The 26,277-nt window shown below is 65.7% G+C and carries 24 protein-coding genes; 19 read left to right on the top strand and 5 right to left on the bottom strand.

The genetic code is table 11. From position 1 onward, the window contains the following. Window positions 1-54 precede the first annotated feature (54 nt). From KK488_RS11825 to KK488_RS11815, 3 genes are read left to right on the top strand one after another with little or no spacing between them, the layout of a single operon-like run. The gene (locus tag KK488_RS11825; protein WP_214623756.1) at window positions 55-2,031 is read left to right on the top strand and encodes a hypothetical protein; all 1,977 of its coding nucleotides are present in this window, start codon (window positions 55-57) and stop codon (window positions 2,029-2,031) included. A gap of 45 nt (window positions 2,032-2,076) precedes the next feature. Further along, the gene (locus KK488_RS11820; RefSeq protein WP_214623755.1) at window positions 2,077-3,045 is read left to right on the top strand and encodes a cation diffusion facilitator family transporter; all 969 of its coding nucleotides are present in this window, start codon (window positions 2,077-2,079) and stop codon (window positions 3,043-3,045) included. 27 nt (window positions 3,046-3,072) lie between these two features. Then, window positions 3,073-4,149 carry an alpha/beta fold hydrolase gene (locus tag KK488_RS11815; protein ID WP_214623753.1) on the top strand — a complete coding sequence of 359 codons (1,077 nt, stop codon included), beginning with the start codon at window positions 3,073-3,075 and terminating at the stop codon, window positions 4,147-4,149. A 3-nt stretch (window positions 4,150-4,152) separates the two neighbouring features. Here the strand turns inward: KK488_RS11815 and KK488_RS11810 are convergent, their stop codons facing one another. Next, window positions 4,153-4,653 carry an asparaginase domain-containing protein gene (locus tag KK488_RS11810; RefSeq protein ID WP_214623751.1) on the bottom strand — a complete coding sequence of 167 codons (501 nt, stop codon included), beginning with the start codon at window positions 4,651-4,653 and terminating at the stop codon, window positions 4,153-4,155. Window positions 4,654-4,715: 62 nt separating this feature from the next. Between KK488_RS11810 and KK488_RS11805 the strand changes: the two genes are divergently transcribed. Both KK488_RS11805 and KK488_RS11800 read left to right on the top strand, forming a co-directional pair. After that, on the top strand, window positions 4,716-5,300 hold the full coding sequence (locus KK488_RS11805; protein WP_214623750.1) for an anthranilate synthase component II: 585 nt from the start codon (window positions 4,716-4,718) through the stop codon (window positions 5,298-5,300). Then, window positions 5,300-5,767, top strand: coding sequence for a DUF5990 family protein (locus tag KK488_RS11800; protein WP_214623748.1), 468 nt, complete (start codon window positions 5,300-5,302; stop codon window positions 5,765-5,767). Before KK488_RS11805 ends, KK488_RS11800 begins: the two co-directional genes overlap by 1 nt. Window positions 5,768-5,879: 112 nt before the next feature. Here KK488_RS11800 and KK488_RS11795 read toward each other — a convergent pair whose 3' ends face one another. Further along, on the bottom strand, window positions 5,880-6,257 hold the full coding sequence (locus tag KK488_RS11795) for a hypothetical protein (RefSeq protein WP_214623747.1): 378 nt from the start codon (window positions 6,255-6,257) through the stop codon (window positions 5,880-5,882). 257 nt (window positions 6,258-6,514) lie between these two features. On the opposite strand from KK488_RS11795, the gene trpD reads away from it, so the two are divergent. Genes trpD through KK488_RS11770 form a run of 5 tightly spaced genes read left to right on the top strand, consistent with a single transcriptional unit; the run spans window position 6,515 to window position 10,440 of the window. After that, complete coding sequence (gene trpD, locus KK488_RS11790; protein ID WP_214623745.1) at window positions 6,515-7,516, top strand: anthranilate phosphoribosyltransferase; 1,002 nt, start codon at window positions 6,515-6,517, stop codon at window positions 7,514-7,516. Further along, the gene (trpC, locus tag KK488_RS11785; protein ID WP_214623743.1) at window positions 7,513-8,298 is read left to right on the top strand and encodes an indole-3-glycerol phosphate synthase TrpC; all 786 of its coding nucleotides are present in this window, start codon (window positions 7,513-7,515) and stop codon (window positions 8,296-8,298) included. The genes trpD and trpC overlap by 4 nt, the downstream gene beginning before the upstream one ends. A 10-nt stretch (window positions 8,299-8,308) precedes the next feature. Beyond that, the gene (moaC, locus tag KK488_RS11780) at window positions 8,309-8,776 is read left to right on the top strand and encodes a cyclic pyranopterin monophosphate synthase MoaC (protein ID WP_214623741.1); all 468 of its coding nucleotides are present in this window, start codon (window positions 8,309-8,311) and stop codon (window positions 8,774-8,776) included. Between the two features lie 3 nt (window positions 8,777-8,779). Further along, window positions 8,780-9,238, top strand: coding sequence for an aminoglycoside 6'-N-acetyltransferase (gene aac(6') / locus KK488_RS11775; RefSeq protein ID WP_214623739.1), 459 nt, complete (start codon window positions 8,780-8,782; stop codon window positions 9,236-9,238). Next, window positions 9,235-10,440 (top strand): molybdopterin molybdotransferase MoeA, encoded by a 1,206-nt coding sequence (locus KK488_RS11770; protein ID WP_214623737.1) that lies wholly within the window; start codon window positions 9,235-9,237, stop codon window positions 10,438-10,440. Before aac(6') ends, KK488_RS11770 begins: the two co-directional genes overlap by 4 nt. A gap of 94 nt (window positions 10,441-10,534) precedes the next feature. On the opposite strand, the gene KK488_RS11765 is transcribed toward KK488_RS11770, so the two are convergent. Further along, a complete protein-coding gene (locus KK488_RS11765; RefSeq protein ID WP_214623735.1) occupies window positions 10,535-13,723 on the bottom strand; it encodes a TonB-dependent receptor domain-containing protein in 3,189 nt (1,062 codons plus the stop codon). A gap of 350 nt (window positions 13,724-14,073) precedes the next feature. Between KK488_RS11765 and KK488_RS11760 the strand changes: the two genes are divergently transcribed. The 3 genes from KK488_RS11760 to KK488_RS11750 all read left to right on the top strand — a co-directional run bounded on the left by KK488_RS11760 (window position 14,074) and on the right by KK488_RS11750 (window position 18,388). Continuing rightward, window positions 14,074-15,666 (top strand): carotenoid oxygenase family protein, encoded by a 1,593-nt coding sequence (locus KK488_RS11760; RefSeq protein WP_214623732.1) that lies wholly within the window; start codon window positions 14,074-14,076, stop codon window positions 15,664-15,666. A 56-nt stretch (window positions 15,667-15,722) separates the two neighbouring features. Further along, a complete protein-coding gene (locus KK488_RS11755) occupies window positions 15,723-17,768 on the top strand; it encodes a PQQ-dependent dehydrogenase, methanol/ethanol family (RefSeq protein WP_214624026.1) in 2,046 nt (681 codons plus the stop codon). A gap of 83 nt (window positions 17,769-17,851) precedes the next feature. Further along, the gene (locus KK488_RS11750) at window positions 17,852-18,388 is read left to right on the top strand and encodes a nuclear transport factor 2 family protein (protein ID WP_214623730.1); all 537 of its coding nucleotides are present in this window, start codon (window positions 17,852-17,854) and stop codon (window positions 18,386-18,388) included. Window positions 18,389-18,435: 47 nt separating this feature from the next. Here KK488_RS11750 and KK488_RS11745 read toward each other — a convergent pair whose 3' ends face one another. Continuing rightward, window positions 18,436-19,173 (bottom strand): class I SAM-dependent methyltransferase, encoded by a 738-nt coding sequence (locus tag KK488_RS11745; RefSeq protein WP_214623728.1) that lies wholly within the window; start codon window positions 19,171-19,173, stop codon window positions 18,436-18,438. 193 nt (window positions 19,174-19,366) lie between these two features. On the opposite strand from KK488_RS11745, the gene KK488_RS11740 reads away from it, so the two are divergent. The 4 genes from KK488_RS11740 (at window position 19,367) to KK488_RS11725 (ending at window position 23,991) form a co-directional block, all read left to right on the top strand. Further along, window positions 19,367-20,650, top strand: coding sequence for an FAD-dependent oxidoreductase (locus tag KK488_RS11740; protein WP_214623726.1), 1,284 nt, complete (start codon window positions 19,367-19,369; stop codon window positions 20,648-20,650). Between the two features lie 3 nt (window positions 20,651-20,653). After that, a complete protein-coding gene (locus KK488_RS11735) occupies window positions 20,654-21,106 on the top strand; it encodes a c-type cytochrome (RefSeq protein ID WP_214623724.1) in 453 nt (150 codons plus the stop codon). Between the two features lie 367 nt (window positions 21,107-21,473). Next, window positions 21,474-23,063 carry an ATP-binding response regulator gene (locus KK488_RS11730; protein WP_214623722.1) on the top strand — a complete coding sequence of 530 codons (1,590 nt, stop codon included), beginning with the start codon at window positions 21,474-21,476 and terminating at the stop codon, window positions 23,061-23,063. Between the two features lies 1 nt (window position 23,064). Continuing rightward, entirely contained in the window at window positions 23,065-23,991 is a 927-nt protein-coding gene (locus KK488_RS11725) for a DNA-binding response regulator (RefSeq protein ID WP_214623720.1), read from the top strand. A 289-nt stretch (window positions 23,992-24,280) separates the two neighbouring features. Here the strand turns inward: KK488_RS11725 and KK488_RS11720 are convergent, their stop codons facing one another. Then, window positions 24,281-24,946, bottom strand: a complete 666-nt coding sequence (locus KK488_RS11720) for a RidA family protein (RefSeq protein WP_214623719.1) — start codon at window positions 24,944-24,946, stop codon at window positions 24,281-24,283. Window positions 24,947-25,259: 313 nt separating this feature from the next. On the opposite strand from KK488_RS11720, the gene KK488_RS11715 reads away from it, so the two are divergent. Together KK488_RS11715 and KK488_RS11710 are read left to right on the top strand one after the other, a co-directional pair. Then, window positions 25,260-25,775: a Rid family hydrolase gene (locus tag KK488_RS11715; protein ID WP_250890315.1), complete on the top strand. Its 516-nt coding sequence runs from the start codon at window positions 25,260-25,262 to the stop codon at window positions 25,773-25,775. A gap of 17 nt (window positions 25,776-25,792) precedes the next feature. Next, complete coding sequence (locus KK488_RS11710) at window positions 25,793-26,233, top strand: c-type cytochrome (protein WP_214623717.1); 441 nt, start codon at window positions 25,793-25,795, stop codon at window positions 26,231-26,233. Window positions 26,234-26,277: the final 44 nt, after the last annotated feature.

The following is a 26,277-nucleotide window of genomic DNA, read 5'->3' as shown; positions in this document are numbered from 1 at the left end:
TTAACCCTGTTTTGGTAGCGCTGCGGCCTGCCAAAAGAAAGGGACCGGCAACCAATGCAGGCGACAGCGATCCGGGCGGCGCAAGCCAGCCTGTCAGACGCGGACTATCTCGACCTCGCCCACGACGCGTTGGCCCGCAAGGCACCGGACGCGCTGGCGCCGATCCTCGCCGAGGCCGACACCCGGCCCGACCTCTGGGATTCCGAGCCGGGCCAGGTGCTCCTGGTCGAAGCGGTCGCGCTGCTACTCGACGCGATCACCGAAGGCGAGGCGGCACTCGCGATCGGGACAGCCGGAGCCGTTCCGCCCAAACTGGCAGCCAAGGCTCACAGCCTGCTGCTGCTCGCCTTCTTCCCGGAGGGCCATGTCGGCGATCTCGCTGCCCTCGACGACTCCGCGCTGCTCGGCCTCGCCCTGCTCACGCACCGCATGGGCCACCGCACCCGTGCCAATGAGCTGCTCGACGAGGCACTGCTGCGCAGGTTGACGGCGGAGCTGGCCATCACGGCAAGGGCGATCGGCGATTTCTTCGCCTCCGCTGCCAAGGATCACTTCAAGGCGAAGTTGATCATCTGGGGGCTGGATGGCGCGCCCTGGCGGCTGGACGCCGGCATCGTGCACGCGCTCAACGAACGCGGCATCGTGTCGGCGATCTGCGCCGAAGGCGATTTCGAGACGGTAAAAGCCCGGCTCGAAGCGGCCGGCCTGTGGGACGAGCTGGTATTCCCGCACATCGGCGCCGAGCCGAAAGGCAAGGTGGTTGCGCAGACGATCGAGGACATGCTGCTCGAGGCAGGCAATGTGCTTTTCATCGACAGCGACGAGGGCGGGCTGGCCCAAGCCGCCGCCGCTGCGCCCGGCCTCCATGTCGCGCTTGCCGGCTCGCCAGCGTGCGACGCGATGCTGCTGCGGCTGCTCGACCAGCCACCGATCGCCGGCAACCGCATCGCAGACTATCGCATCCTCGAGGCGCGGGTCGCGGACCGTCGCTCCCTCTCGGATGCCGACTTCCTGCTGCAGAGCGATATTTGCGCGACCTACACGACGCGGATGGACAATCTGAGCTTCGTCGAGCGTATCGAGGAGCTGATCAACCGTGCCGATCCGCTCAACTACACCAAAACCCGCATCGTCCCCGGCACTCTGCGCGAGCAGGTGATGAACGTCACCGACTATGACGTGTTCTGCGCCTTCATCTGGGACAAATACGGTCATCATGGGCTGGAGGGATTGGTTGGGACGGTGGTGTATCACCGCTGGACGCGCAGGCCGGTCCACCTCGCCTTTTCGTGCCGGATCATGCACATGGGCGTCGAGGACTTCCTGATCAGGGCGCTCCAGGAACGCTATGGCGAGATCGACCTTTCCCTCCTGGCCAGACCGCTGCCCGCCCAATCCTCGGCTGCGATCCGCTATGTGCCGTTCGAAGAGGTGCGGGAGCAGATCCTGTCCGCCCAGGCACCGCGCGACTGGTCGAAGATCCGGCTGCGAGTGATGAGCGACTGCATGTCCGGCGGCTTCCATCACTACAGCCGCTTCAAGGACGAGATCGACTTCGACAATATTCCCCGTGTGTTCAAGATGTCGTCAATGGTGACGGGCAACTACGAGGAACGATCCTTCCCGGAATTCCTCGTCTACAATGCCGCCATAGACTATATGGACTGGCGCTGGGACGACGTGGCGACGCGGATCGAGCCGGCCGTCTATACCCGGGCCCTCGAGGCGATGTGCGCGTTCATCGTAGCGAGCGACCGCAAGCTGCTGCTGTTCCTGCCCCCCGAGCACGCGCCGGACCACTTCCATAATGTACTGCCACATCTGACCGGCGCCGAGCTCAAGGCCCGCGACAGGGCCTTCAACGCGCTGTGGCGCGCCGCGGCTGCTCGGCATCCTGCGCATATCGAGACGATCGACCTCAGCGGCATCGTCACCGAGACCGAGATGCTCGGCCATGCCTATCATTATGCGCCTTCGGTGCTGATGCGACTGACCGGGATGATGGACGACTGGTTCGCGGCATTGAAGTGACGCGCACGACTTGGAGCGCGAGACAGGCTCTGATAGGCAGGCGGCATGGAGGCACACCGCCATCACGACCATGACCTTGACGACCATGAACACGATCATGGGCATGGGCACGAGCATAGCCATCATCACGGCCCGGGTCACGGCCACGCTCCGGCGGATTTCGGCCGTGCCTTCGCGATGGGCGTCGTCCTCAACACCGGCTTCGTTGTCATCGAGGGCGCTTACGGCATCCTCTCCGGCTCGATGGCGCTGGTCGCCGACGCCGGGCACAATCTCTCGGATGTGCTCGGCCTGCTGATCGCCTGGGGCGCGACGATCCTCTCGAAGCGCAGCCCGAACCACCGTTTCACCTATGGCCTCAAAAGCTCGTCGATCCTCGCGGCGCTGATCAATGCGGCGCTGCTGCTGGTCGCAGTGGGAGCCATCGCACTGGAAACGGTGCAGCGCTTCCTCGAACCCGCGCCGGTCGACAGCCTCATGATGATCATCGTCGCGGCGATCGGCATCGTCATCAATGGCAGCACGGCCCTGCTCTTCATGGGTGGGCGCCATGGCGATCTCAATATTCGCGGCGCCTATCTGCATATGGCGGCCGATGCGCTGGTCTCGCTCGGCGTGGTCGCGGCCGGGGTGCTGATCATGCTCACTGGCGCGCTCTGGATCGACCCGCTGACCAGTCTTGTCATCATCCTGGTGATCGCTGCCGGGAGCTGGGGGCTGCTGCGCGATGCGGTCAAGATGAGCCTGCTCGCCGTGCCGGCCAATATCGATCATGGCCAGGTCGCGGTCTATCTGCGCGGCCAGCCCGGCGTCGCGGACGTGCATGACCTGCATATCTGGTCGATCAGCACGACCGAGACGGCACTGACCGCCCATCTCTTCATGCCCGGCGGCCATCCCGGCAATGCCTTCATCCGCGGCCTCACGCGGGATCTGGAAGCGCATTTCCGGATCGACCATGTCACCATCCAGATCGAGGTGGACCAGGACGAGGCGTGCGGGCAGGATTGCTGAAACGCCTCAGGCAGAGGGGAGAGGAGCATGGGCCTTCATGCAGTCGTTTCAGCCGTCGTCACCGTCGCCGCGCTTGTCATGAGCGCGCCGGCCTCCGCCCAGGGCGATGCGACCCGCAGGGACGAGACGCTGACCGTCCGGGATTTTGTCTTTCATGACGGGGCGAAGCTCCCTGAGCTGACGCTCGCCTGGACCACGGTCGGCACGCCGCATCGCAATGCCCGCGGCGAGATCGACAATGCCGTGATGGCGCTCCACGGCACCGGCGGCAATGGCGCGAGCTTCCTCGGCGAGCCGCTGGGCACCGCGCTGTTCGGCTCCGGCGCGCCGTTCGACAAGAGCCGTTACTATGTGATCCTGCCCGACGCGATCGGCCATGGCGGCTCCTCCAAGCCGAGCGACGGGCTGCGCATGGCCTTCCCCGCCTATGACTATGCCGACATGGTCGAGGGCGAGAAGGCGATGCTGGCGAAGCTCGGCGTGCGCAAACTCAAGGCGATCATCGGCATGTCGATGGGCGGCATGATGACCTTCCAATGGGCGACGACCTATCCCGAGTTCGCGGAGAAGTTCATCCCGATCGGTGCCTATCCGGTCGAAGTCGCCGGGCAGAACCGGATGCAGCGCAAGCTGACGATCGACGCGATTAAGGCCGATCCGCTGTGGAAGGGGGGCAACTACACCACGCCGCCCCTCGCCGGTCTGCGCACCGCGACGAGCATCCAGATGCTGATGTCGGGAAGCGCGCTCAATCTACAGACCGGCTATCCGACGCGGGCGGCGGCGGACGCGTTCGTCGAGCAGGGCATGGCGGCGAGCCTGGCGTCGGGTCGCGATGCCAATGACATGATCTACCAGACCGACGCCTCGCGAACCTACAATCCCTGGGACAAGCTCGGGCGGATCAGCGCGCCGCTGCTGTGGATCAACTTCGCCGACGATCTCGTCAATCCGGTCTCGCTGGGCATCGCCGACAAGGCGGTGGCGCGGATGCCGCATGCGCGCTTCGTGCTGGTGTCGGCGAGCGACAAGACGCGGGGGCACGGCACCTTGTTCCGGCCGGAATACTGGATCGCGGACGTGGCGCAATTCATGGCGGAGTAGACCTCACCGGGTCTTCACGAATGCCCCACGCTCCCGGTCCTTCACCACCTGATCCGCGCGGAACACCGTCCCGTTCATCGTGATATAGACGCCGGGCGGCGCCACCTGCGCGGTGGCGAAGGCCATGCCGAGATTGAAGGTCGCGTCGCTCTCCACGAAGCGCGCCGGGGCCAGCGCGCCAACCAGCACGATCGTCTTGCCGGGAATGTCCGCCAGCGCCCGCGCCGTTTCCGTCATCGTGTCGGTACCGTGGGTGATGACGATCCGCGAGGACGGCGCGGCCGCGACCCGCGCGGCAATCAGGGCGCGGTCCGCATCGCTCAGTTCGAGACTGTCCTTGCGCAGCACTTCCTCGATCTCGAACGGCTGCGTCACCCGCGCCATGGCGAACAGGCGCGGCAGGATGGACTCGCCGATCTGATATTCGCTGAGCGCGTCGAAATAGAGCTTGTCGATGGTCCCGCCGGTGGTGAGCAGGATGATGGGATCGTCGCTGTCGGTCATGCTGTCCCTATAGCCTGCCTCGCGTCTTGCGCACCACCCGCCCGCGCCCTAGATGCGAAGCCATGATCCTCGTCATCGACAATTATGACAGCTTCACCTGGAACCTCGTCCACTATCTGATGGAGCTGGGTGCCGAGGTGGAAGTCGTGCGCAACGATGCCATGTCGGCGGGCCAGGCGCTCTCGACAGGCGCCGAGGCCTTCCTGCTCTCGCCCGGCCCCTGCACACCGAATGAGGCGGGCATCAGCCTCGATCTCGTCGCGGCCTGCGCCGATGCGGGCAAGCCGCTGCTCGGGGTCTGCCTCGGCCACCAGACGATCGGCCAGCATTTCGGCGGGCGGGTCGTGCGTGGCGGGCTGATGCATGGCAAGACGTCGCCCGTCCGCCATGATGGCACGGGGCTGTTCGCGGGCCTGCCCTCGCCCTTCACCGCGACGCGCTATCACTCGCTGATCGTCGAGGATATTCCCGCCAGCCTGCTGATCAATGCGACCAGCGAGGACGGCTCGGTCATGGGCTTCCGCCACGAGAGCCTGCCGATCCACGGCGTCCAGTTCCATCCCGAGAGCATCGCCACCGAGCATGGCCACGCCATGCTGGCCAATTTCATGACGGCGGCGGGCATGAAAGTCGCCGAGCGCGCCTGATGGCAGCCACGACCGCGCTCAAGATGCGCCTGCTGCGTGACGATCCGAAGCCGCCCGATGGGGATGGGAGCGCGGTCCGTTTCGGTCTGCAGGACAACAAGGAGCAGCTGCACGAGGGCGTCCTGCGGGACGACGGCAAGCTGGCCTTCGATTTCGAGCTGCGGGTCGCGGCGGCGGAGGATGAAACGCAGCCGCCGGTGTTCCTCGGTCCCTTCGCCTTCGGGCGGCCCCAGGACCGGTTCGTCTATCTCTCCTGGCAGCGGACCGAGCTTCCGGGCTACGTCAATCGCGTCAAGGCGCGGCTGGCGGACATCGGCTGGGGGCTGGTGCACGACGCGCAGGAAAGCGGCGGCCGGCTCGAAGCGGATATGAGCGGACGCAAGGCAGGCGGCGGCAAGGTGCCGGTCGTCTGGCGGATCGTGGATATCCCCGAGGCCGATGTGGAGTCCGAGCAGGCCGCCCTGTAGCGAGCCTTTCCCGCTTTCTCGCGATCCGCCAACTCCATAAGGGCGGCGGGCGTGACGATGAAGAAGCGGGCCTAACGTCCCCCTCTCACCGCGTCACGCCGCCATCAGCCTGTCAGTGGTGATCGTGCCCGCCTTCATCCCGACCGGGCCGGCCATCGCGGCCGCGCCCGCCATCGAAATGCGGCATATGCGCACGTCCGTCCGGCCGCACATTGCCCTGCATGGGACGGAAGTTGCCGCCGGGCATATTCCCCTCCCTGCGGAAATGGTCATGCCCGCCCCGCCGGAACCGGTCGCGCTCGTTCTGCCGATAGTAGAAAAAGCCGTTACTGCCCCAATAGCCATCATAGATCGGCCCGTAAAAGCCGTCATAATAACCGGAATAGGGATAGGACATGCCCACCGACATGACGCCATAGCCGTCGTCCACGCAGGCGGCGAGCGGCGCGACGAACAGGGAGAGACCCAGCAGGGAAATCGAGCGATTCATGGCATCCTCCATGAGCACACGGCAAAGCGAAAAGCTTCTCCTCAATCGAAACCGGCGCTGCCCGGCCGGCCTTTCGGATCGGCAGGCATGGCGTGTACGCCGATGCTACCCGTCAGATACGCTCCGACTGACAGGGCAATAATGCGTAATATCCCGAATGCTCCGTTGTCCGGCCTCGCAGCGCATGCCGAGCATTTCGCGTTCCACGCGCTCGAACGGCTCGACATTTCGGCGTCACCGCCCCTATGGACGCCGTTATGACTGCCCTGACCGCCCTGCCCGATCCAGCATCGCCGCTCGCCGCGGACGAAGCCGCGCACGCCTTTGCGGCGATCCTCGACGGCAAGGTGAGCGAGGAAGCGATCGCGCGGTTCCTGGTGACGCTTTCCGAGCGCGGCGAGACCGATATCGAGATCGCCGCCGCCGCACGCGAGATGCGCGCGCGCCTCATTCCGATCGCGGCGCCGCAAGGGGCAATCGATGTCTGCGGCACGGGCGGCGACGGGCATCACACGCTCAATGTCTCGACCGCCGTCAGCCTCGTCGTCGCGGCCTGCGACGTGCCGGTGGCCAAGCATGGCAATCGCGCCGCATCCTCCAAGGCGGGCGCCGCCGACACGCTGGAAGCGCTGGGGCTCGATCTCGATGCCGCCGCGCGCCATGCCGAGCGCAGCCTCGCCGACATCGGCATCTGCTTCCTCTTCGCGCAGGCGCACCACCCTTCGCTCAAGCGGCTCGGGCCGATCCGCAAGGCGATCGGCCGACGCACGATCTTCAACCTGATGGGGCCGCTCGCCAATCCCGCCGGGGTCACGCGTCAGCTGATCGGAATTGCCCGGCCGGCTTATGTGCCGATCTATGCGCAGGCACTGGCCGCGCTCGGCACCGAGCATGCCATGGTGATCTCGGGCGATGAGGGATTGGATGAGCTCAGCCTTGCCGGCGGCAATGACGTCGCGGAGGTGCGCGGCGATGGTCTTGTCGCGATGCGTCGGATCAGCGCCGCCGACGCCGGCCTGCCGAGCCATCCGCTCGAGGCGATCCGTGGTGGCGATCCGGCGCATAATGCTGCCGCGCTGCGAGCCCTGCTTCACGGCGAACCGGGCGCCTATCGCGATGCGGTTCTACTCAACGCCGCCGCCGCCCTGATGGTCGCGGGCGCCGTCGACACATTGGCTGAAGGTGTTGAGGAAGCGGCCGAGGCGATCGACAAGGGGCTTGCCAACGCCCTGCTCAACTGCTGGATCGCCTATCGATGAACAAGCTCGACGAGATTATCGCGACCAAGCGCGAGGAAGTGGCGGCACGCAAGGCCCAGACCGGCCTCGCCGAGCTGGAGTTGCGCTGCACCGGCCAGACGCCGCCCCGCGGCTTCCGCCGGGCGCTCGATCGTGCGGCGCTCGATGGCTATGGCCTCATCGCCGAGGTCAAGAAGGCGAGCCCGTCCAAGGGGCTGATCCGCGCCGACTTCGATCCGCCGGCCCATGCCCGCGCCTATGAGGCCGGCGGCGCCGCCTGCCTCTCGGTGCTGACCGATGCACCCTATTTCCAGGGACATGAGGATTATCTGGTGGCGGCGCGCTCGGCCTGTTCGCTGCCGGTGCTGCGCAAGGATTTCATCGTCGACCCCTGGCAAGTGCTGGAGAGCCGCTCGATCGGCGCGGACGCGATCCTGATCATCGTCGCGGCCCTCTCCGACGCGCAGATGCTGGAGATCGAGGAAGTGGCGATGGCACTCGGCATGGACGCACTGGTCGAGGTGCACGACGAGGCGGAGCTGGACCGCGCGCTTCTGCTCAAGTCCGAGCTGATCGGCGTGAACAATCGTAATTTGAAGGACTTCACAGTCGATTTTGCGAGAACCTATGAGCTTGTGGGCCGCGCGCCTGCGGACCGAACCTTCATCGCGGAGAGCGGTCTTGGCTCGCGTGCCGATCTCGACGCGATGGCCGCGCATGGCGTGCGCTGCTTCCTCGTCGGCGAGTCCCTGATGCGCCAGGCCGATGTCGAGGCGGCGACGCGCGCGCTGATCGGCGCATGAGGTTCCGGGCATGAGCAAGCTCAGCCATACCGACGAGGCCGGCGCGGCGCGCATGGTCGACGTCACCGCCAAGGCCGACACGGCGCGCACCGCGACCGCGACCGGCCGCATCGCCATGAACGACGCGGCGCGCACCGCCATTGCCGAGGGCAGCGCCGCCAAGGGCGACGTGTTCGCCGCCGCGCGCATCGCCGGGATCATGGCCGCCAAGCGCACCAGCGAGATCATCCCGCTGTGCCATCCCTTGCCGCTGACCGGTATCACGCTCGATCTGGCACTCGATGCCACGGGCGCCACTGCCACCGCGACAGTCAGGACCAGCGGCAAGACCGGCGTCGAGATGGAGGCGCTGACGGCGGTTTCCGCTGCCTTGCTGACCCTCTACGACATGCTCAAGGCGGTCGATAAGCATATGACAATCGGTGACATTCATGTTTCGGCCAAGGCCGGCGGCAAGTCCGGCGACTGGACGGCGTGAGCCATGCGGATCGTGCCTGCCTCGCTTGACGATCTGGCGTCAATCGAATCCCTTCGCCTGGCACTCTGGCCGGATAGTTCGATCGACGAGTTGACGATCCTGGCGCCAGACATGATTGGCGCGGAGCCCAGTTATCTTGTCCTGATCGCATGTGCTGACGGGGATGAGCCGATCGGCTTTGCCGAAGTCACGCTCCGCCGGGATTATGTGAACGGCTGCGACGGATCACCCGTCGCTTTCCTGGAAGGCATCTATGTCGCGCCCGGTCATCGCCGCCAGGGCGTGGCGCGGGCGCTCGTCGAGGAAGCGAAGCGCTGGGGTGGCGCGCGCGGCGCTGCGGAGCTTGCGTCCGATGCCCTGCTCGACAATCTTTCCAGCCACGCCTTTCACAGTGCGATCGGCTTCGAAGAGACCGAACGCGTCGTCTATTTCCGCCGCATGATCGACGGAGCCGCGGCATGAGCCTGCTCCCGGTCGAGGAGGCGCAGGCGCGGCTGTTCGCGCTGGCGACGCCATTGCCCGCCCGGCCGATGCCGCTCGGAGAGGCCATCGGCCGCTATCTCGCCGAGCCGCTCCTCGCAGGGCGCGATCAGCCGTGGACGGACCTCTCGGCGATGGACGGCTATGCCGTGCGCTATGCCGACATTCCCGGCCCGTGGACGCTGGCCGGCGAGATGGCGGCCGGGGCTGTGCCCCCGGCGCAGGCGATCGCGCCGGGCACGGCCATGCGCATCTTCACCGGCGCGCCCATGCCCGCCGGCGCGGATACGGTCGTGCTGCAAGAGGATGTCGAGGCGCGGGTCGGAACGGTACGCATGACCGGTGACGGGCCGGGCGAGCTCGGCCGCCATGTGCGGCCCCGGGCCAGCGATTTTGCCCTGGGCGACCTGTTGCTCCCCGCCGGAACATGCCTTGGTCCGCCGCAGATCGCGCTCGCCGCGCTGGCCGGCCATGCCGAGCTGCCGGTGCGCCCCGGTCCGCGCGTGATAATCCTCTCCACGGGCGACGAACTGGTGCCGCCCGGCGCGCCCTGCCCGCCGGGCAAGCTGCCCGCCTCCAACGGCATCATGCTGCGCGCGATGATCGAAGGCGCCGGCGGCACGATCCTTGACGAGCGGCTGACCCCCGATGATCTGCCGGCCCTGACCGACGCCCTGCGCGCGGCCGGCGAGGCGGACATCATCGTGACATCGGGCGGCGCTTCGGTCGGCGATCATGATCTCGTCCGTCCGGCACTGGAAGCGGCAGGCGGCAGCATCGATTTCTGGCGGATCGCGATGCGGCCGGGCAAGCCGCTGATCGTCGGACGGCTCGATCGGGCGATCGTGATCGGTCTCCCCGGCAATCCCGTTTCAGCGCTGGTAACGGGCGCGCTCTTCCTGCTCCCGCTGGTCCGTCATTTGGCCGGCGCATCCGATGCGGTTCCCCGACCCCAGGCCGCGCGGCTGGGTGCGGACATGGCTGGGGTCGGCAATCGCACCGATTTCATCCGCGCAACGCTCAAGGACGGCATCGCCACGCCGCTTGGCTATCAGGACAGCGCCGCAATGCGCGCCGCCGCGCAGGCCAACGCGCTGATCATCCGACCTGCCGGTGCTGCCCCCGCACAAGCCGGCGACACGGCTCTTACCCTCGACTGGGCGACGCTGGGACTGGCGGGCTAGGCGCGAAAGGCGCCTTCTCTCATCATCAGGAAAAAATCGGCCACGGCGACCGAGGAGAGGTGCGCCGTGGCCGAAGATTCCTTGCAAGGATTTTTTAGAAGGCGACGCGGACACCTGCGCGCCAGCGAGCACCCAGCGTATCGTAGAAGACCGGGTTGGTCGGCCCGCCATTGCCCGCCACATAACCCGACGAGCCATTGACGTTGCTCGGCGTGCTCGGCGGATCGCGGTCGAACAGGTTGCGGATCGACAGGAAGAATTCCGCATTCTGCTTCCCGCCGGCAAGATTGAACCGGTAGGAGGTCGACAGGCCGATATAGAGCCGGGCGCCCACGTCATTGTTGTTGATGCTGAAGCCATCCGTGTAGGGCAGCGAGGTGCTCTTGCGCACGTCGTAGATGCCCCTCGGGATATATTTGGCATCCCAGGTCATGCTGAAGCCGCCAATGTCATAGGTGGCGTAGCTGGTCAGGATATATTTGGACGGCGCCGTGAAGCCGGAGAAGGCCGAGCCGCCCGTCTGATTGTGATAATCGACGCCCTTGATCGAGTCCGTCGTGTTCGGGTCGACGATCATCTTGTCGTTGATCGTCGCCAGACCGCGCAGGGTCAGCCGGCCCGGGAGGGACGCGGCGATCTTGTCGAGCTGCAGCGAATAGAGCAGCTCGACGTCCCAGCCTTCCGTCAGCACCGAACCGATATTGTTGGCGCCGCGGATGACCGTGCCGACATCCTGACGCTTCGGATCGTTGACGGCCAGCTGGCTGAACGGCGTGCCGTCGGCGGCCAGGATCTTGTCGCAGAAGCTGTTCGCATTGTAACAGGCCGCGAAGACGTCATTCGCCGTCAACACGCCGATCGCGCCCTGCAGGTCGATGCGATAATAGTCGACCGACAGACGCAGACCCGTCGCAAAGCCCTTCGGCTGGAAGACGACGCCCACCGTCAAGGTGTTGCCGACTTCCGGCTTCAGCGCGAAGTTCGCCGGGTAGGTGACCTTCGCGAAGTCGTTGACGACCGTGCTGGGATAGCTGCTCGGCGGGATATACCAGTTCGGCACGCCGCCGGCCGGCGGGCCCGGATCCACCGTCGGCAGATTGGTGTAGAGATCGGTGAAGCTCGCCGCGCGCACGTCACGCGAGCGGGTCGCACGGAACCGCAGCCAGTCGGTCACATCCCAGATCGCCGAGGCCTTCCAGGTGGTGAATTTGAGGTTCTTGGAATTGCCGCTCGTGCCGTCCTTGTTGGTCTGGAAGGTTTCGCGGACAGCGCCGTTCAGCTCGACATATTGCGCGATCGGGAAATCCTTGAGCAGCGGCAGATTCACTTCGCCGTAGGTCTCGAGAATCTTCAGATCGCCCTTGATGTCGTTGCCGAACGGGCTGTTGGTGTTGGTCACGTTGAACGGCAGCTTGTTGTGCGTCGTCGCGCCGCTCTCGAAGCGATACTCGCCACCGAGCGCGATGCTGATCGGACCGGCCCAGCCGTCGAAGACATCGCCGCTGACATTGAGTGCCGCAACATGCTGATTGTAGGTGAAGCGCTCGGTCGCGTCGCGATAGGCATAAGCGATGGCGGCCGGATTTTCCGTGTTCTTGCCCAGGATGTTCAGCGGGACGCAGCCTGCGGCATCAGCCTGGTTCCAGTGCTGCTCGAAGCCGGCCGGTGTCGAGGTGTTCGCCGGGCCGGGCAGCGTGGCGCGGCAGACAGCGACGCCGTTGGCAACGCCGGTGGTGGCCAGGCCCTGATCGACCGCATCGAGCGCATACATGAAGAAGCGGTTCACGCGGTTGCCGGTGACCACAACGTCCTGTGTGGTGCGGCCATATTGATAATAGGCATCCCACTTCAGGCCGTTGAAGATGTCCAGGTCGCCCTTCAGGCCGGTGGCGATCCGCCAGGTGCCCATGTCGGTGTTGACCGACTGGCGCGTGCCCGGAACGTTGCGCATATGTTTGGCGATGAAGAGCGCGGTGGTCGGCACGCCCGGCGCCTGCGAGATGCCGTTCATGGTCGGCTGGCTCGATGGGTTGGCCGCGATCAGATCCGACAGCAGCTTGTTGGTGCCGCTCGCCTGATCATAATAAGTGACGCCCTTGAGGTAGAAATAGTCCGAACGGATCGGCGTGCCCGAGGACGGCCCGAGCGAGATGCCCGCGACGTGCGAGGCGCGCGAAGCATAGGATCCTTCGATGAACGCCTTGAGCTTGGGCGAGAATTCATAGTCCGCATGCGAGAAAAGCGACAGGCGCTTGACCTCGGGACGAAGCTGGACTTCCGACCAGGGCGAGCAGTCGAGCGTGCAGGTGCCGCCCTGGCGCTCGCCGAAGCCGCTGTTCGACGTGTATTGGCCCGCGTCATATTGCAGCACCTGCGTGCCCGCATCATTGAACACCAGGCCGCGCAGCGGCAGCGGGTTGAAGCGCGGGCCGAGGGTGGTCATGCGGATGACCGTCGAGAGCGCGTAATTGGTGTAGGCGCCGTTATCGCCGCGGATGGTGCGCGGCAGCTTGTTCGTCGCGAAGAACTGATTGTCGAACGTGTCCGGCGACTTGGCGCACCATTCGCGGACATAGACGCAGTCGCCGACCACGCCGCTGTTCTGATATTCCGCGCCGAAGATGATATGGCCATGATCGCCGTCAAAGCCGGTGCCCGCCGCGAACGAGACGTGCGTTGTCTTGCCGTCGCCCCGGAAGGTCTGGCCATAGTCGACCTGGCCCTTGATGCCGTTCAGTTCCTTGTCGAGGATGACGTTGACGACGCCCGCGAGCGCGTCCGTGCCATAAGCGGCCGATGCGCCGCCCGTGACCGTCTCGACACTCTTCACGAGCATGGACGGGATGATGTTGGTGTCGACGGCGCCGCCCGTGGTGGAGGGGACGACACGCCGCGTATCGATCATCGTCAGGGTCCGGACACCGTTATTGGGGTTCAGACCGCGAAGATCGGCAATGTTGGCGCCGGCATTGATGTTCTGAATGGTGGCGGTGAGGCCGGTGTTCGTATCCGACGACTTGGAGACGTTCTGCGGCAGCGACTGGATCGTTTCACCGATATTGACCTGGCCGAGAGCCTGGATCGTGTCGCCGCTGATCACCGTGACCGGCGTCGGCGAATTGAAGGTGGAATGGCCGATGCGTGAACCGGTAACGACGATTTCACCGAGATCGGTATTTTCGGCCGACTGTTGCGGCTGTTCGGCGCCCTGGGCCCAGGCGATATTTGGTACCGCTAACAAGGCCAGAACAGACACTGCCGTAGACGTCTTGAACGCTCTCATTCATACCTCCCCTATATCGCGCATGACCTGCGCACTCCGGGCAGACCGCCGCCGGCTTGCCGCATGGGCAGCCCGCTTCCACGGTCAACCTATCTCCCGTTTCTTCTTATCAATCACACTGTAGGGAGCGCCGTTTAGAAGACTTGCCCGCATCGGAAGTTCTGCTGGCGGTCGACGGAAGGAAACTCAACTCGATTAGGAGAGAAATTCAGCGCTGTTTCTGGAGACATTTACAACGCCCGGAACAGGCCCTTTCGAAGCATGAAACAAGGTGGCGGCACCTCATGGTTGTAGTTGTCAATTCGGTACACACAGCTAAGCTGCGGGGAACAAGGGGAGGAGCCATACCGATGGCCAGGGAATCAGATAATTTATCCGCGCCGCCCGGCGTCGATCGCCGCGCCTTCCTTGGCGCGGCGATCGGCACGGGCGCGGCGATCGCCGGACTGGGAGAGTCCAGCCCCGTCCGGGCGGCGGATTCAGCGTCCCTGCCCCGGCAGATCGATTTCCCCGACAACCCGCGCAGTTTTGGCGGCGGCCCGGCCGGCACCAACAATCGCGCCGAGATCGACCTTTATGACTGCGAGGTGGAGGGCAAGCTGCCCGACGATCTCGACGGCACCTTCTTCCGCGTCGGGCCGGATCCGCAATATCCCAAGCCGGACCGCTATGCCGGCGACATCGGCTTCGACGGCGAAGGCCATGTCTCGATGTTTCGCATCAGGGGCGGCCATGTCGATTATCGCACGCGCTACGCGAAGACACAGCGCTGGAAGGCACAGCATGCGGCCCGTCGCTCGCTGTTCGGCATGTATCGCAATCCCCTCACCGACGATCCCAGCGTCAAGGGGCTGAGCCGCGGCACGGCGAACACGCAACTCTTCGTCCATCACCAGAAGCTGCTAGCGTTCAAGGAGGACAGCCCGCCCGTCTATATGGACCCGCATACGCTCGAGACGATCGACGATTATTATACGTTCGGCGGCAAGCTCGACAGCCAGACGCACACGGCGCATCCCAAGATCGATCCCGTCACCGGCGAATATGTCAGCTTCGGATACGAGGCGACCGGTCTCGCCTCGAAGGACATCTTCCTCTTCTCGGCCGACCGTTCCGGCAGCGTCAACTGGAGCACGAAGGTGCAGGCGCCCTATGCCGGCATGATGCACGACTTCGCGGTCACCCAGAAGCACATCATCCTCTACCTCACCAACATGGTCGCGGACATGGACCGGATCCGCGCGGGCGGCGTCCATTTCTCCTACGATTCCACCCGGCCCTGCTATCTCGGCATCATGCGCCGGGGCGGCGACGGCAAGGACCTGCGCTGGTTCACGGGGCAGAACCTGTTCTGCACCCATGTCATGGGGGCGTGGTCGGACGGCGACAAGGTGACGGTCGACATGGACGGCGGCGAGGGCAATCAATTCCCCTTCTTCCCCAGTCTCCACGAGCCGTTCGATCCCGGCAAGGCCGCCGGACGCATCCGCCGTTTCACGGTCGATCTGCGCCGCCGGAGCGACGATCGCTTCCAGGTTCAGACGCTCTATCCGCAGATCAGCGGCGTGCTCTCGCGCCAGGATGACCGCTACCACACGCTTCCCTATCGTTATGGCTATCTCAACAGTTTCGGGCCGGGCGGCAGCGGCTGGGCGCTGATCGACCATGCGACCGGCCAGGTGCAGATGGCGAGCGTGCCCGACTATGCCCTGTCCGAGATGACCTTCGTGCCGCGCAAGAAGGATGCGCCGGAGGGCGACGGCTATCTGATCGGCATCGGCAACAGCCTGAAGGAGCATGGCCGCTCGGACCTCATCCTGATCGACACCAAGGAGGTCGCCGCCGGCCCCGTCGCGCGCGTGAAGATGCCTTTCAAATGCGTGGGACAGGTCCATGGCTTCTGGGCCGATGCGCGCGATCTGCCGGAGGTTCGCGCAGCGTGAGGAAAGTGAGCTTTGGGGGGCGTGCGCGCATTCTGTTCGCTGCGGGCGCGCTGCTCATGCTGGCGGCAGCGAGCGGCGACCACGGCCCCGCGCAGGTCGACCAGCCGCGCATGCTTGCCGCCGACAGGGAGCCCGGCCAGTGGATGAGCACCGGCCGGACCTATGACGAGCAGCATTTCAGCCCGCTGACCCAGATCAACGACCGGACCGTCAGCCGGCTCGGCCTCGCCTGGTATGCCGACATCGACACCGAGCGCGGCATGGAAGCCACGCCGCTGATGATCGACGGGGTACTTTACAATGTGCAGCCCTGGAACATCGTCACGGCCTATGACGCCAAGACCGGGCGCAAGCTGTGGAGCTACGATCCGCAAGTGCCGCTGCGCTTCGGGCGGCTGGCCTGCTGCGACATCGTCTCGCGCGGCCTCGCCGCCTGGAAGGGCGGGATCTACGTCGCCACGCTGGACGGGCGCCTGATCGCGCTCGATGCCCGCACCGGGAAGCCGGTCTGGTCGGTGCAGACGGTCGACAACAGCAAGCCCTACACGATCACCGGCGCGCCGCGCGTGTTCGACGGCAAGGTGCTGATCGGCAATGGCGGCGCGGAGCTGGGCGTGCGCGGCTATGTCACGGCCTACGATGCCGGGAGCGGCAAGCTGCTCTGGCGCTTTTACACCGTGCCGGGCGACCCCGCGAAGGGCTTCGAGAACAAGGCCATGGCGATGGCTGCCAAGACCTGGACAGGCCAGTGGTGGAAGGCCGGCGGCGGCGGCACCGCGTGGGACAGCCTCGTCTATGACCCCGCGCTCAAGCTCATCTATATCGGCGTAGGCAACGGCTCGCCCTGGTCGCAGACCTATCGCAGCCCGGGCGGTGGCGACAATCTGTTCCTCGCCTCGATCGTGGCGGTGCACGCCGACACCGGCGCCTATGTGTGGCACTATCAGACGGTGCCGGGCGAGGAATGGGATTATACCGCGACCCAGCCGATGATCCTCGCCGATCTGCGGATCGGCGGGCGCATCCGCAAGGTGCTGATGCAGGCGCCGAAGAACGGCTTCTTCTATGTGCTCGACCGGACGAGCGGCAAGCTGATCTCCGCCGAAAAGCTGGTGTCGATCAACTGGGCGGCCGGCATCGACAAGAAGACGGAGCGGCCGATCGAGAATCCGGCGGTGCGCTATGGCGAGACGCCGGCGCTGGTCTCGCCCGGCCCCGGCGGCGTCCACAACTGGAACCCGATCGCTTACAGCCCGCGCACCGGCCTCGTCTATCTGGAGACCGAGGAGACCTATATGGGCTATTCCCGCGCTGCCGGGTGGGATCCCGACAGTCCGCGCGGCACCGGCCTCAGCTACACGGGATACGACGCCGAGCGGAAGACGATCTCAGACTATGCCGATGCGCACAGCCGCGCCTGGCTGACCGCCTGGAATCCGCTGACGCAGAAAGTGGCGTGGCGCGTGGAGCATCCCAACAAGGGCAGCGGCGGCGTGCTGGCGACGGCGGGCAATCTCGTCTTCCAGGGATCGATCGGCACCCGCTTCGTCGCCTATCGCGCCGACACCGGAGCGAAGCTCTGGGAGATGCCGGTCCAGCAAGTACCGATCTCCGGACCGATCAGCTACATGGTCGATGGCGAGCAATATATCGCGGTCAATGCCGGCTGGGGTGGTGGCCTCGCCCATGTCGAGCGCTCGCATTATGCCGAGCTGTCGCTCTCCAAGCCGCGCCTGCTGGTGTTCAAGCTGGGCGGCACGGCGAAGCTGCCGGCGCCCAGCGGCAATTTCGAGGTGCCGGAATTGCGCGCGCCGCCTCCCGTGACCGCATCGCCAGAGACGATCGCGCGGGGCGAGAAGCTCTACGAGGCGCATTGCGCGCTCTGCCATGGCACGGCGGCGCGCGGCGGGATCAAGGACCTGCGCCACATGTCGCCGGAGACGCATGGCGAGTTCCTCGACATCGTGCTCGGCGGCAAGCGCGCAAAGCGCGGCATGGCCAGCTTCGCCGACACGCTCTCGCGCGAGGATGCCGAGGCGATCCACCATTATGTCATTGCGCGGGCCAATGCCGACTGGGAAGCACCCGCGTCCCGGCAATAGAGACCAAGAGGGGATAACGAATGTCCGTCAGCCCGTTTCGCAAGGCCGCGCTCGTCGCCGCCCTGCTCCTAGGAGGAATGCCCATGACCGTTGATGCCCAGCCCCACTATGGCCCGACCTATGCGCAGGACCGCGCCGAAATCGAGGATCTGATGGCGCGCTATCTCTTCGCCATCGATTATCAGGACTGGGACGCCTATGTGGCGACCTTCACCGAGGACGGCGAGTTGGAATTCGCCAGCGGCACCAGCAAGGGCCGCGCGGCGATCCGTGAGGCGGTGATGAAGTTCCAGACCGGCATCGGCCGCTTCTACCATACCGAGGACGGCAAGCCGGCGCTGCTGCGCCACGTGATCCTGCAGTCGAGCGTGCGCGTTGAGGGCGACCACGCCTGGGCACGCTCGCTCTGGCTGGAAATGGCCAATAACGGCCCGCAGGACAGCATGAAGATGGGCACCTACGGCATCTACGAGGATGACCTGCGCAAGGTGAACGGCCGGTGGCTGCTGAGCAGGCGCCGCGTCCTCAACGAGTTTCTCAAGGGACGCCAGTCCGGCCCGGGCAATCCTGTGCGCGACATGGACGTGCTGGCGGAGGCGCTGCTGAAGGGCGGGAAGTAACGAGGCCCCTCCTCTCCTTTCGCGGGAGAGGATAGCGCAGCGCTCTATTACTTCTTCGGCTTGCGGAACTTCAGGATGAACTGGTCCGTCTTGCCGCGAATGCCGGTCTCGCGCACCGCCAGCGTGTGATCGTCGGCGGCGTGGGCGAGCAGGGCGCTGCGCGTCTCAAGCTTGAAACCGACCGCCTCGACCTCGCTGATCACCGCCTTGTCCTCGATGCGGTGGAGCGTCGAGGTGACGCTCGTCCCCGCCCCCGGCGCGGCCTGATGATCGACGATGAAATAGACGCCGCCCGGCTTCAGCGCCTTGAACGCGGCGGCATTGGTCAGCGCGGCAACGTCGCTGTCGCCGACCTTGTTGTTCTTGAAGTCGTGATAGTTGAGGGTCGTCCACACGACATCGACCGGCGCCGGCACGTTGATCTCGCCCGGCTGGATCGACACGACGCTCAGGTTCGCGTGGGTGGCGGCATAGTCGCTCAGCACCGGCGAGGGGCGCCCGACCATGGCATAGACATGGCCCTTGGCGCCGACCGCGCCGGTCAGGATGCGCGTGAAATAGCCACCGCCCGGCCCGAGCTCGGCGACGGTCGAGCCGGCCTTGACGCCCGCGAAGGCGATCAGTTCGGCCGGCTTGCGATCGGCGTCGCGAACCTTGTCGGCATCGGGGCGGCCGGGATCGGCGAGCACGGTTTTGAGGTTCACCACGGCGGATGCGGCGATCACGGCGCCGCTCGTCGCCATCAGGGTCACGGCGAAGGCATAGCGCAAGGTCGTGCGGGTCATTGGTTTCTCTCCCAGGGCAGGGTCAGTGAGGCAGGTTGCCCCGATGCTACGCGCGCAGCGCCTCTTATTCCACGCCCTATTTCGTGTCAGGCTCGGCCGGGGAACGCCGCACCGAGTCTGCGCCCGCCAATACGCATATTGGGCAATTGCTGCACGCGGGCCGTGCCCTACAACGCAAGAAAACGGGGGTAATATGGCGGGTCGTAGCCAATTCGGACTTTCTGCGCTCGAGCGGCGCGCCCTGCTCAAGGGATCGCTTGGCGCCGCGGCCTTCGCCGGCATGCAGAGCTATGCGTCGGCCGCCAAGATCGCCGAGGTAACCGCGCCGCCACCCATGCCCCTCCCCGGCCGGAAAGTCGCGCTGGTGCCGTTGCGCGTCACGCCCGACCAGCTCATCGACGTCAAATGCTGCATCCGCCCCTTCCGCGCCGCCGGCCCCAATCTCGGCACGCAGATGATCGGCGACACGCTGGTCGTCCATAATTACGGCCATGGCGGCAGCGGCTGGTCGCTGAGCTGGGGCTCGGCAGATGTCGCGCTCGGCAAGGCGCTGAGCGTGCTGCCCAAGGAGATCGCGGTGGTCGGCTGTGGGATCGTCGGCCTCACCACGGCCGTGCTCGCGCAGCAATATGGTCTCAAGGTGACCATCTATGCGCGCGACATGATCCAGCGCACCCGTTCCTTCCGCGCGAGCGGCTCGTTCACGCCGAGTTCGCGCGTCGCGCTGACCGAGCCGGCCGGGCCCGAGTTCGGCGATCTGTGGGAACGGATGGCGCGCTTCTCCTGGAAGGCGTTCCGCACCTGCATTGGCCTGCCCGGCAATCCGGTCGAGTTCCAGGACAATTACGGCCTTTCGGATACGCCGCCGCAGCGTCGCGTGCGCGAACCCAATCCGGCCATCACCGACAGCTATGCGACTAGGGGCATCCCGTTCCAGGAGACGGAATTCGCCCATCTCGACGACCGCATCAAGGACATCGTCCCGCAATCCTCGCTGCTGCCACCCGAGGAAAATCCGTTCAACGCCGCTTATGCGAGCCGCACCTCGCACATGTATTTCAACTTCGCGAGCTACGGCCACATGCTGCTCACCGAGTTCTTCGGGCGCGGCGGCCAGTTCGTCATGCGCGATTTCCACGGCCCGGCCGATTACGCCAAGCTCAAGGAAAAGGTGGTGATCAACTGCACCGGCTATGCCGCGCGCGACCTGTGGCAAGACAAGACGATCATTCCGGTGCGCGGCCAGACCGGCTGGCTCGTTCCCCAACCGGACTCCCATTATGCCGTCCGCTACAAGAACGTCATGCTGATGTCGAAAGCCGACGGCGTGTGCGTCATGAACAATAATTCGATCCCCGAGGATCTGGGCGACATGTTCGGCGTCGGCAACAGCATGGAGTTGCCGAACCCGGCGGACATCCAGGCCGGCCTCAAGCTCATCGCGCCGGTGTTCGCGCCACCCGTGGGCGGAGCCTGAGCGATGGCGCGCGCCCTCTCCGTTATCGCCCTCGCGGCCACCGCCATCGCAATCGGCGCGGCCTCCCCCGCTCCCATAACCACACGTCAGGGTGTCTTCACCGAGGATCAGGCTGCTGCCGGTGCCCAGCTTTACGCGACGCGCTGTGCGATGTGCCACGGCAAGATGCGCGAAGGCACGTATGAAACGCCGAGCCTGCAGGACAGGTTCATCGCGAACTGGAGCAAGGCACCCGTTGCCGATCTTTACGACTATCTCGCCCGCGCCATGCCGCAATTTGCGCCCGGATCGCTCAAACCCGCCGAAACCGCCCAGATCGTCGCGTATCTTCTGAAAGCCAATGGCCTGCCCGCCGGAGCGAAGCCCCTGCCCGAGGGTGGCCCCACGCTGGCGCGAATCATGCTTGAGCCCAAGGCTCCCTCCCTTTCCGCCAAGGCTGTGCCCAGAACAAAATAGGGCACAGCCACGGGCGGAAAGCTCCCGCACTGCAGCATAAGAGCAACAGTCGGACGGAAATCCCTCAAAACAAGCCGGCGTGAGCATGGACTCGCGTGCAACGCTTGAGTTTGGATTTTTGCAATGCAACATTCCTATCTTGAGAGGCGGTTTCCGCCTCGGTCGCTTGTCGGGAAGGCATCAGGGGCGTGCTTCACGGAAGAGTGTCGGCAAAAGCTTGGGCAGTGCCCCGCGACGCGCTGCGGCGAGGCATGGCTGGATGCTGATGTCCCGGCTGTCCACCGCGCAGGCCGACGTCCAGCCACCCCTTGCGGAGGGCCTGCCAGCGGATCGGCTCCCTCATGAGGGAACGGGCATCAGGCCAGGCATGAAACGGACCCTCGCCTTCGCCCTCGCCGCCACTGGCCTGGCCGGCCTCTTCATCATCCTCCATGCTGCCACTGATGGCTATGACGCGATCCTCGAGGCGCTGGCCATCATCGATCTCACCGCGCTTGGCGCCGTGCTGCTGTTCGGCATCCGCCAGATGCATGAGACGCTCACCGGCTGGGACGGCCTTGCCGAACTCAGCCGCGCCAAGCAGGCAGCCGAGGCAGCCAATCTCGCTAAGAGCCGCTATCTCGCCAGCGTCAGCCACGAGATCCGCTCGCCGCTCAACGCGATCTACGGTTATGCGCAGCTCTTCGAGCGCGGCGACGGCGCCAATGCCCAGGAGGCCGCCCGCGTCATCCTGCGCTGCTCCGAGCATCTCACCAATCTGGTGGAGGGGTTGCTCGACATCTCGCAGCTTGAGTTCGGCGTGCTGCGCGTGCGCAGCGAGGAAGTGCGTCTGCCGACCTTCATCGACCAGGTCGTGGCGATGATGCGCCCGGCAGCCGCCGCCAAGGGGCTCGACTTCATCTACGAGCCTTCCGAGCGCGTGCCCGAATATGTCCGGCTGGATCAGAGCCGCTTCCGCCAGGTGCTGATCAACCTGCTCTCCAACGCGATCAAGTTCACCGACAGCGGCTCGGTGACGCTGCGCACCAGCTATTCCGGGCAGATCGCCACGTTCGAGGTGCGCGACACCGGCCCCGGCATCGCGCCCGAGGATCATGAGCGCATCTTCGAGCGGTTCGAGCAGGGGACGCAGGCCGAGGGCGCGCGGGTCAAGCCGGGCGCCGGCCTCGGCCTCGCCATCGCGCGCACGATCGTCGAGATATTGGGCGGCCGGCTGGAGCTGGAGAGCGATCTCGGCGCTGGCGCCTGTTTCCGCATCACCATGATGCTGAGCGAGATTGCCGGCAAGGTGACGACGTCTGCGCCGGCCCGTCGCGCGGTCGGCTATGAAGGCCGCCAGCGCAGCATAGTGCTGTGCGAGGACGACGCCGACCAGCGCCAGTGGCTGGAGCGGCTGCTGCGCACCCTGGGCTTCGATGTGCATGCCCATCCCAATGGCGAGGCTGCGCTGGCCGCCGAACATGCGGCGCCCGATCTCGCCATTCTCGACATCAGCATGCCCGGCATCTCGGGCTGGGAAGTGGCGCAGGGCCTGCGCGCACGCGGCAGCGAGACGCTCAAGATCCTGATGCTGTCGGCCAACAGCGAGGAATTGCATCGCCCTGATTTCCCGACGCCGGGCCATGACCGATTCCTGGTCAAGCCGGTCGAGTTCGCGCATCTGGTCGAGACGATCGGCGATTTGCTCGGGCTGACCTGGCGCTGGGACGCGGATGCCGAGCCGGGCGCCGACACGGCGCCGTCCGCGCCCGACTGCGAAACACTCGACGCGAGCGCCCGCGAGCATCTCGTTCACCTCAAGGAATTTCTGCGCATCGGCTATGTGCGCGGGATCGAAGCCGAAATTCGCCAATTGGAAGAAGCCGCACCCCATGCGGAGGCTCTCGTCGGCAGGCTCTATGATTGCCTGGACCGCTATGACCTCGCCGGCATGGCCAAGCTGCTCAAGGAAAGCTGACATGATGCAAGCCCCAGGGCATTCAGATACGGTTCTTGTGGTCGACGACGAACCGGACGCGCTGCGCATGCTGACCGCGGTGCTGGAGCGCGCGGAAATGTCCGTTTTGGTCGCCACTTCGGGGGAAGCCGCGCTCGAACTGCTCAACAATATCATGCCCGATCTCATCCTGATGGATGCGGTCATGCCCGGCATGGACGGCTTCGAGACCACGCAGAAGATCAAGGCGCGTCCCGCGACCGCCAGCATCCCGGTCATCTTCATGACCGGCCTCACCGAAAGCGAGCATGTCGTCGAAGCGTTCGAGGTGGGCGGTGTCGATTATGTGCGCAAGCCCGTCGATCTCTCGGAATTGCTGGCGCGCGTCCGCGTCCACATGGCGCAGGGCCGCGCCGTCCATGCGAGCATCACCAGCCTCGACGCAACGGACCGGCTCATCCTCGCCACCGATGCCAAGGGTCGCCTGCTCTGGTGCACGCCGCGGGCCGAGCAGGCGATCGCCCGCGTCGCGCCGGGCTGGCGTCGCGGGGAGGACAGCCTTCCGCAGGAGTTGCGCAGCCAGATCGAGCGGCTGCTGACCCGGGACGAGTCAGCCGGGGGAACGGTGCGCGTCAAGCAGGTGGTGGGACGCGGTGAACTGGAACTCGTTGTCGTCGCCCATTATCGCGAGGACGAGGTGCTCATTCGCCTGAGCGAGATCAATCCCGAACAGGATCTGCTGCGCCTGCAGGACAGGCTGCCCCTGACTCATCGCGAGGCCGAGGTGCTGCTCTGGGTGAGCTACGGCAAGCCCAACCGCGTGATCAGCGACGTGCTGGAGATCAGCCCGCGCACGGTGACCAAGCATCTCGAGCGCATATTCGACAAGATCGGCGTCGAGACGCGCTCAGCGGCGGCGGCCGTCGCGATCCGGATGCTGGGGCAGTAGAGGCGCCTCATGGTGTCCGGTTTGCGGGACTGAGGCTCCGCCCCTTGGTCACTCCCGCGAACGCGGGAATCCAGCTGTTACATCGCACTGACCTCACAACGTGGATTTCGATCCGCGCCGTCGACTGGATTCCCGCGTTCGCGGGAATGACGAAGGTAGTGAGCGGAGGAGCCACCCGCTGCCGACATTCAATCCTACCAAGGGCTGAACCTAGGGCGCGCGCCCGGCCAGTTACCGCCCTGGGCTCCTGCCTTCGCAGGAGCGCTCGAATTGCGAATGGGAGTGGCCCTCAGACTAGGATGGACTTCTTGCGCAGCTCGGCGGGGTAGCGCTGGCGGCGATGGAAGGTCGCGGCCTTTTCCGTCGCCGCGCCGTCGGCCGCGGCTGCCTCGGGCGCGGCTTCCTGCTCGTCCACCGCTGCCGTCGGCCCGGCCTTCTTCTTGACCGCCGTCGCCTCGATCTCGATCAGGTAGAGCGGGCCGACCAAGGCCGCGACCTGGAAGGTCGAGCGCGCCACCGTATTGGGATTCTCGGGCGTACCGAAGAACATCTTGAAGCCCTCGTTGACGCCCGCGAAATCCATCTTGCCGGTGCGCGGATCGGCCGCAACGAACAGGGTCATCTTGACCACGTCGGACATCTTGTAGCCCTGCCCTTCGAGCAGCGCCTTGATCTTGGTGAGCGCGCTGATCGTCTGCGCCTTGCTGTCGCCCATATCCTCGATGGTCTTGACTTCGGACATCGGCTTCTTGGGGTCGACCGGCGAAGGCAGCTGGCCCGAGAGGAAGAAGATCTCATTGTCGTCGCTCACTCGCACACCGTCGAGGATCAGGGCGCTGGGATTGCTCTTCAGCCGCACGACATCCGCCTGGGCCGGTGCGGCGCATGCCAGCAGCGCAGCGCCTGCGAGCATGAGGGAGGTGACGAGCGGGAGGGTGCGAGCCGATCTTTTCATAGAATTCCGTGGCTAGGGACCACCCCCTGACCTTGCCATACGACAAAATGCGTATGTCCGAATCCGGGGCGCCTGATCACCTGACCGCCGAAGCGTCGGCAAGGGTGAGCGATCGACGCGCGGACAACATGAAGCACCTGCAGGAGAGTAGCTTCGCGAAGTCCTTTCGCGAAAAAAGAGGACTCTCACGATGATGACCGACCTGCGGGCCGTAACCGCGCCTTTCGCTGCAGATGACCGCCTGCCGGGTGCCGCGGCGCCCGACCGGACCGACGCGCCTGCCTGCACAGAAATCGGAAGAAGGAAGATGACGATGAAGAGGATGACGATCGCCCTGATGACGGCCCTTCTGCCAGCCGCCGCCTTCGTTGCCGGCCCAGCATCGGCCGCCACCAAAGCTGTGCCCAAGCCGATGATCGAGCACAAGATGGGGCCGAACGCGAACGCGCCGATCGCCGCCTCGGTCTCCGTCCCGGCGGCAGCGAATGTCGTCTATCTCTCCGGCCAGACCGCCTCCCCGATCGACCCGGCCAAGCCGGACGAGCTCGGCGACACCAAGACGCAGACGCTCAGCATCCTCACCAAGATCAAGGCCCAGCTCGAGGGCATGGGCATGTCGATGGGCGACATCGTCAAGATGACCATCTTCATGGTCGGCACGCCCGAGACGGGCAAGATGGACGCCGCGTCGATGAACGAGGTGTTCCGCACCTTCTTCGGCACCGCCGAACAGCCCAACAAGCCCGCCCGCTCGACCGTCCAGGTCGCCGCGCTCGGTCGCCCGCCGGTGCTGATCGAGATCGAGGCCGTCGCAGCGAAGATGCCGTGATCCGCAGTCACCGCCAGATGACGCGCCGTCGCATGCGCAGGGCGTCGGCCATCGCGCTGCCGCTCGCCGCGATTCTCTGCGCCTGGACCGTCGGCGGCCGGGCCCAGGACACGGCCGGTGGCGGCCCGTCCAGCGTGAAGGTCGGCGGCGAAGGCAAGGAAGTGTTCGAGACCATCTGCCAGGCCTGCCACCTGGCGGACGCGAAAGGCGGCAGCGGCATCCCCGCCCTCGCCGGCAACACCCATCTCGCCGACAAGGATTTCATGGTCGACATCCTGCTCAAGGGCCGGGGCGGCATGCCCTGGTTCAACGACATGCTGACGCCCAAGCAGATCGCCGCGGTCGCAACTTACGTCCGCAGCCATTTCAACAGCTATTCCGAGCCCGTCACCGAGGCCGACGTCCAGCGCATCGCTGGCGGCGCCAAGGCCTCGCCTCGCGATTGCGCCACGTGCTGACGCCGTTCGGGGACGGCGCCGCACCAGACCAAGGGGGAAGACCA

Source organism: Sphingobium nicotianae (assembly GCF_018603885.1).
Taxonomy (GTDB): Bacteria; Pseudomonadota; Alphaproteobacteria; order Sphingomonadales; family Sphingomonadaceae; genus Sphingobium; species Sphingobium nicotianae.
The sequence above is the reverse complement of the archived record's forward strand: the minus strand, read 5'-3'. Positions and strand labels throughout refer to the sequence as shown.

Coding starts and splice junctions, on each gene's coding strand:
- KK488_RS11825 (WP_214623756.1), top strand. CDS start 55: ATGCAGGCGACAGCGATCCGGGCGGCGCAAGCCAGCCTGTCAGACGCG.
- KK488_RS11820 (WP_214623755.1), top strand. CDS start 2,077: ATGGAGGCACACCGCCATCACGACCATGACCTTGACGACCATGAACAC.
- KK488_RS11815 (WP_214623753.1), top strand. CDS start 3,073: ATGGGCCTTCATGCAGTCGTTTCAGCCGTCGTCACCGTCGCCGCGCTT.
- KK488_RS11810 (WP_214623751.1), bottom strand. CDS start 4,653: ATGACCGACAGCGACGATCCCATCATCCTGCTCACCACCGGCGGGACC.
- KK488_RS11805 (WP_214623750.1), top strand. CDS start 4,716: ATGATCCTCGTCATCGACAATTATGACAGCTTCACCTGGAACCTCGTC.
- KK488_RS11800 (WP_214623748.1), top strand. CDS start 5,300: ATGGCAGCCACGACCGCGCTCAAGATGCGCCTGCTGCGTGACGATCCG.
- KK488_RS11795 (WP_214623747.1), bottom strand. CDS start 6,257: ATGAATCGCTCGATTTCCCTGCTGGGTCTCTCCCTGTTCGTCGCGCCG.
- trpD (WP_214623745.1), top strand. CDS start 6,515: ATGACTGCCCTGACCGCCCTGCCCGATCCAGCATCGCCGCTCGCCGCG.
- trpC (WP_214623743.1), top strand. CDS start 7,513: ATGAACAAGCTCGACGAGATTATCGCGACCAAGCGCGAGGAAGTGGCG.
- moaC (WP_214623741.1), top strand. CDS start 8,309: ATGAGCAAGCTCAGCCATACCGACGAGGCCGGCGCGGCGCGCATGGTC.
- KK488_RS11770 (WP_214623737.1), top strand. CDS start 9,235: ATGAGCCTGCTCCCGGTCGAGGAGGCGCAGGCGCGGCTGTTCGCGCTG.
- KK488_RS11765 (WP_214623735.1), bottom strand. CDS start 13,723: ATGAGAGCGTTCAAGACGTCTACGGCAGTGTCTGTTCTGGCCTTGTTA.
- KK488_RS11760 (WP_214623732.1), top strand. CDS start 14,074: ATGGCCAGGGAATCAGATAATTTATCCGCGCCGCCCGGCGTCGATCGC.
- KK488_RS11755 (WP_214624026.1), top strand. CDS start 15,723: ATGCTGGCGGCAGCGAGCGGCGACCACGGCCCCGCGCAGGTCGACCAG.
- KK488_RS11750 (WP_214623730.1), top strand. CDS start 17,852: ATGACCGTTGATGCCCAGCCCCACTATGGCCCGACCTATGCGCAGGAC.
- KK488_RS11745 (WP_214623728.1), bottom strand. CDS start 19,173: ATGACCCGCACGACCTTGCGCTATGCCTTCGCCGTGACCCTGATGGCG.
- KK488_RS11740 (WP_214623726.1), top strand. CDS start 19,367: ATGGCGGGTCGTAGCCAATTCGGACTTTCTGCGCTCGAGCGGCGCGCC.
- KK488_RS11735 (WP_214623724.1), top strand. CDS start 20,654: ATGGCGCGCGCCCTCTCCGTTATCGCCCTCGCGGCCACCGCCATCGCA.
- KK488_RS11730 (WP_214623722.1), top strand. CDS start 21,474: ATGAAACGGACCCTCGCCTTCGCCCTCGCCGCCACTGGCCTGGCCGGC.
- KK488_RS11725 (WP_214623720.1), top strand. CDS start 23,065: ATGATGCAAGCCCCAGGGCATTCAGATACGGTTCTTGTGGTCGACGAC.
- KK488_RS11720 (WP_214623719.1), bottom strand. CDS start 24,946: ATGAAAAGATCGGCTCGCACCCTCCCGCTCGTCACCTCCCTCATGCTC.
- KK488_RS11715 (WP_250890315.1), top strand. CDS start 25,260: ATGAAGAGGATGACGATCGCCCTGATGACGGCCCTTCTGCCAGCCGCC.
- KK488_RS11710 (WP_214623717.1), top strand. CDS start 25,793: ATGACGCGCCGTCGCATGCGCAGGGCGTCGGCCATCGCGCTGCCGCTC.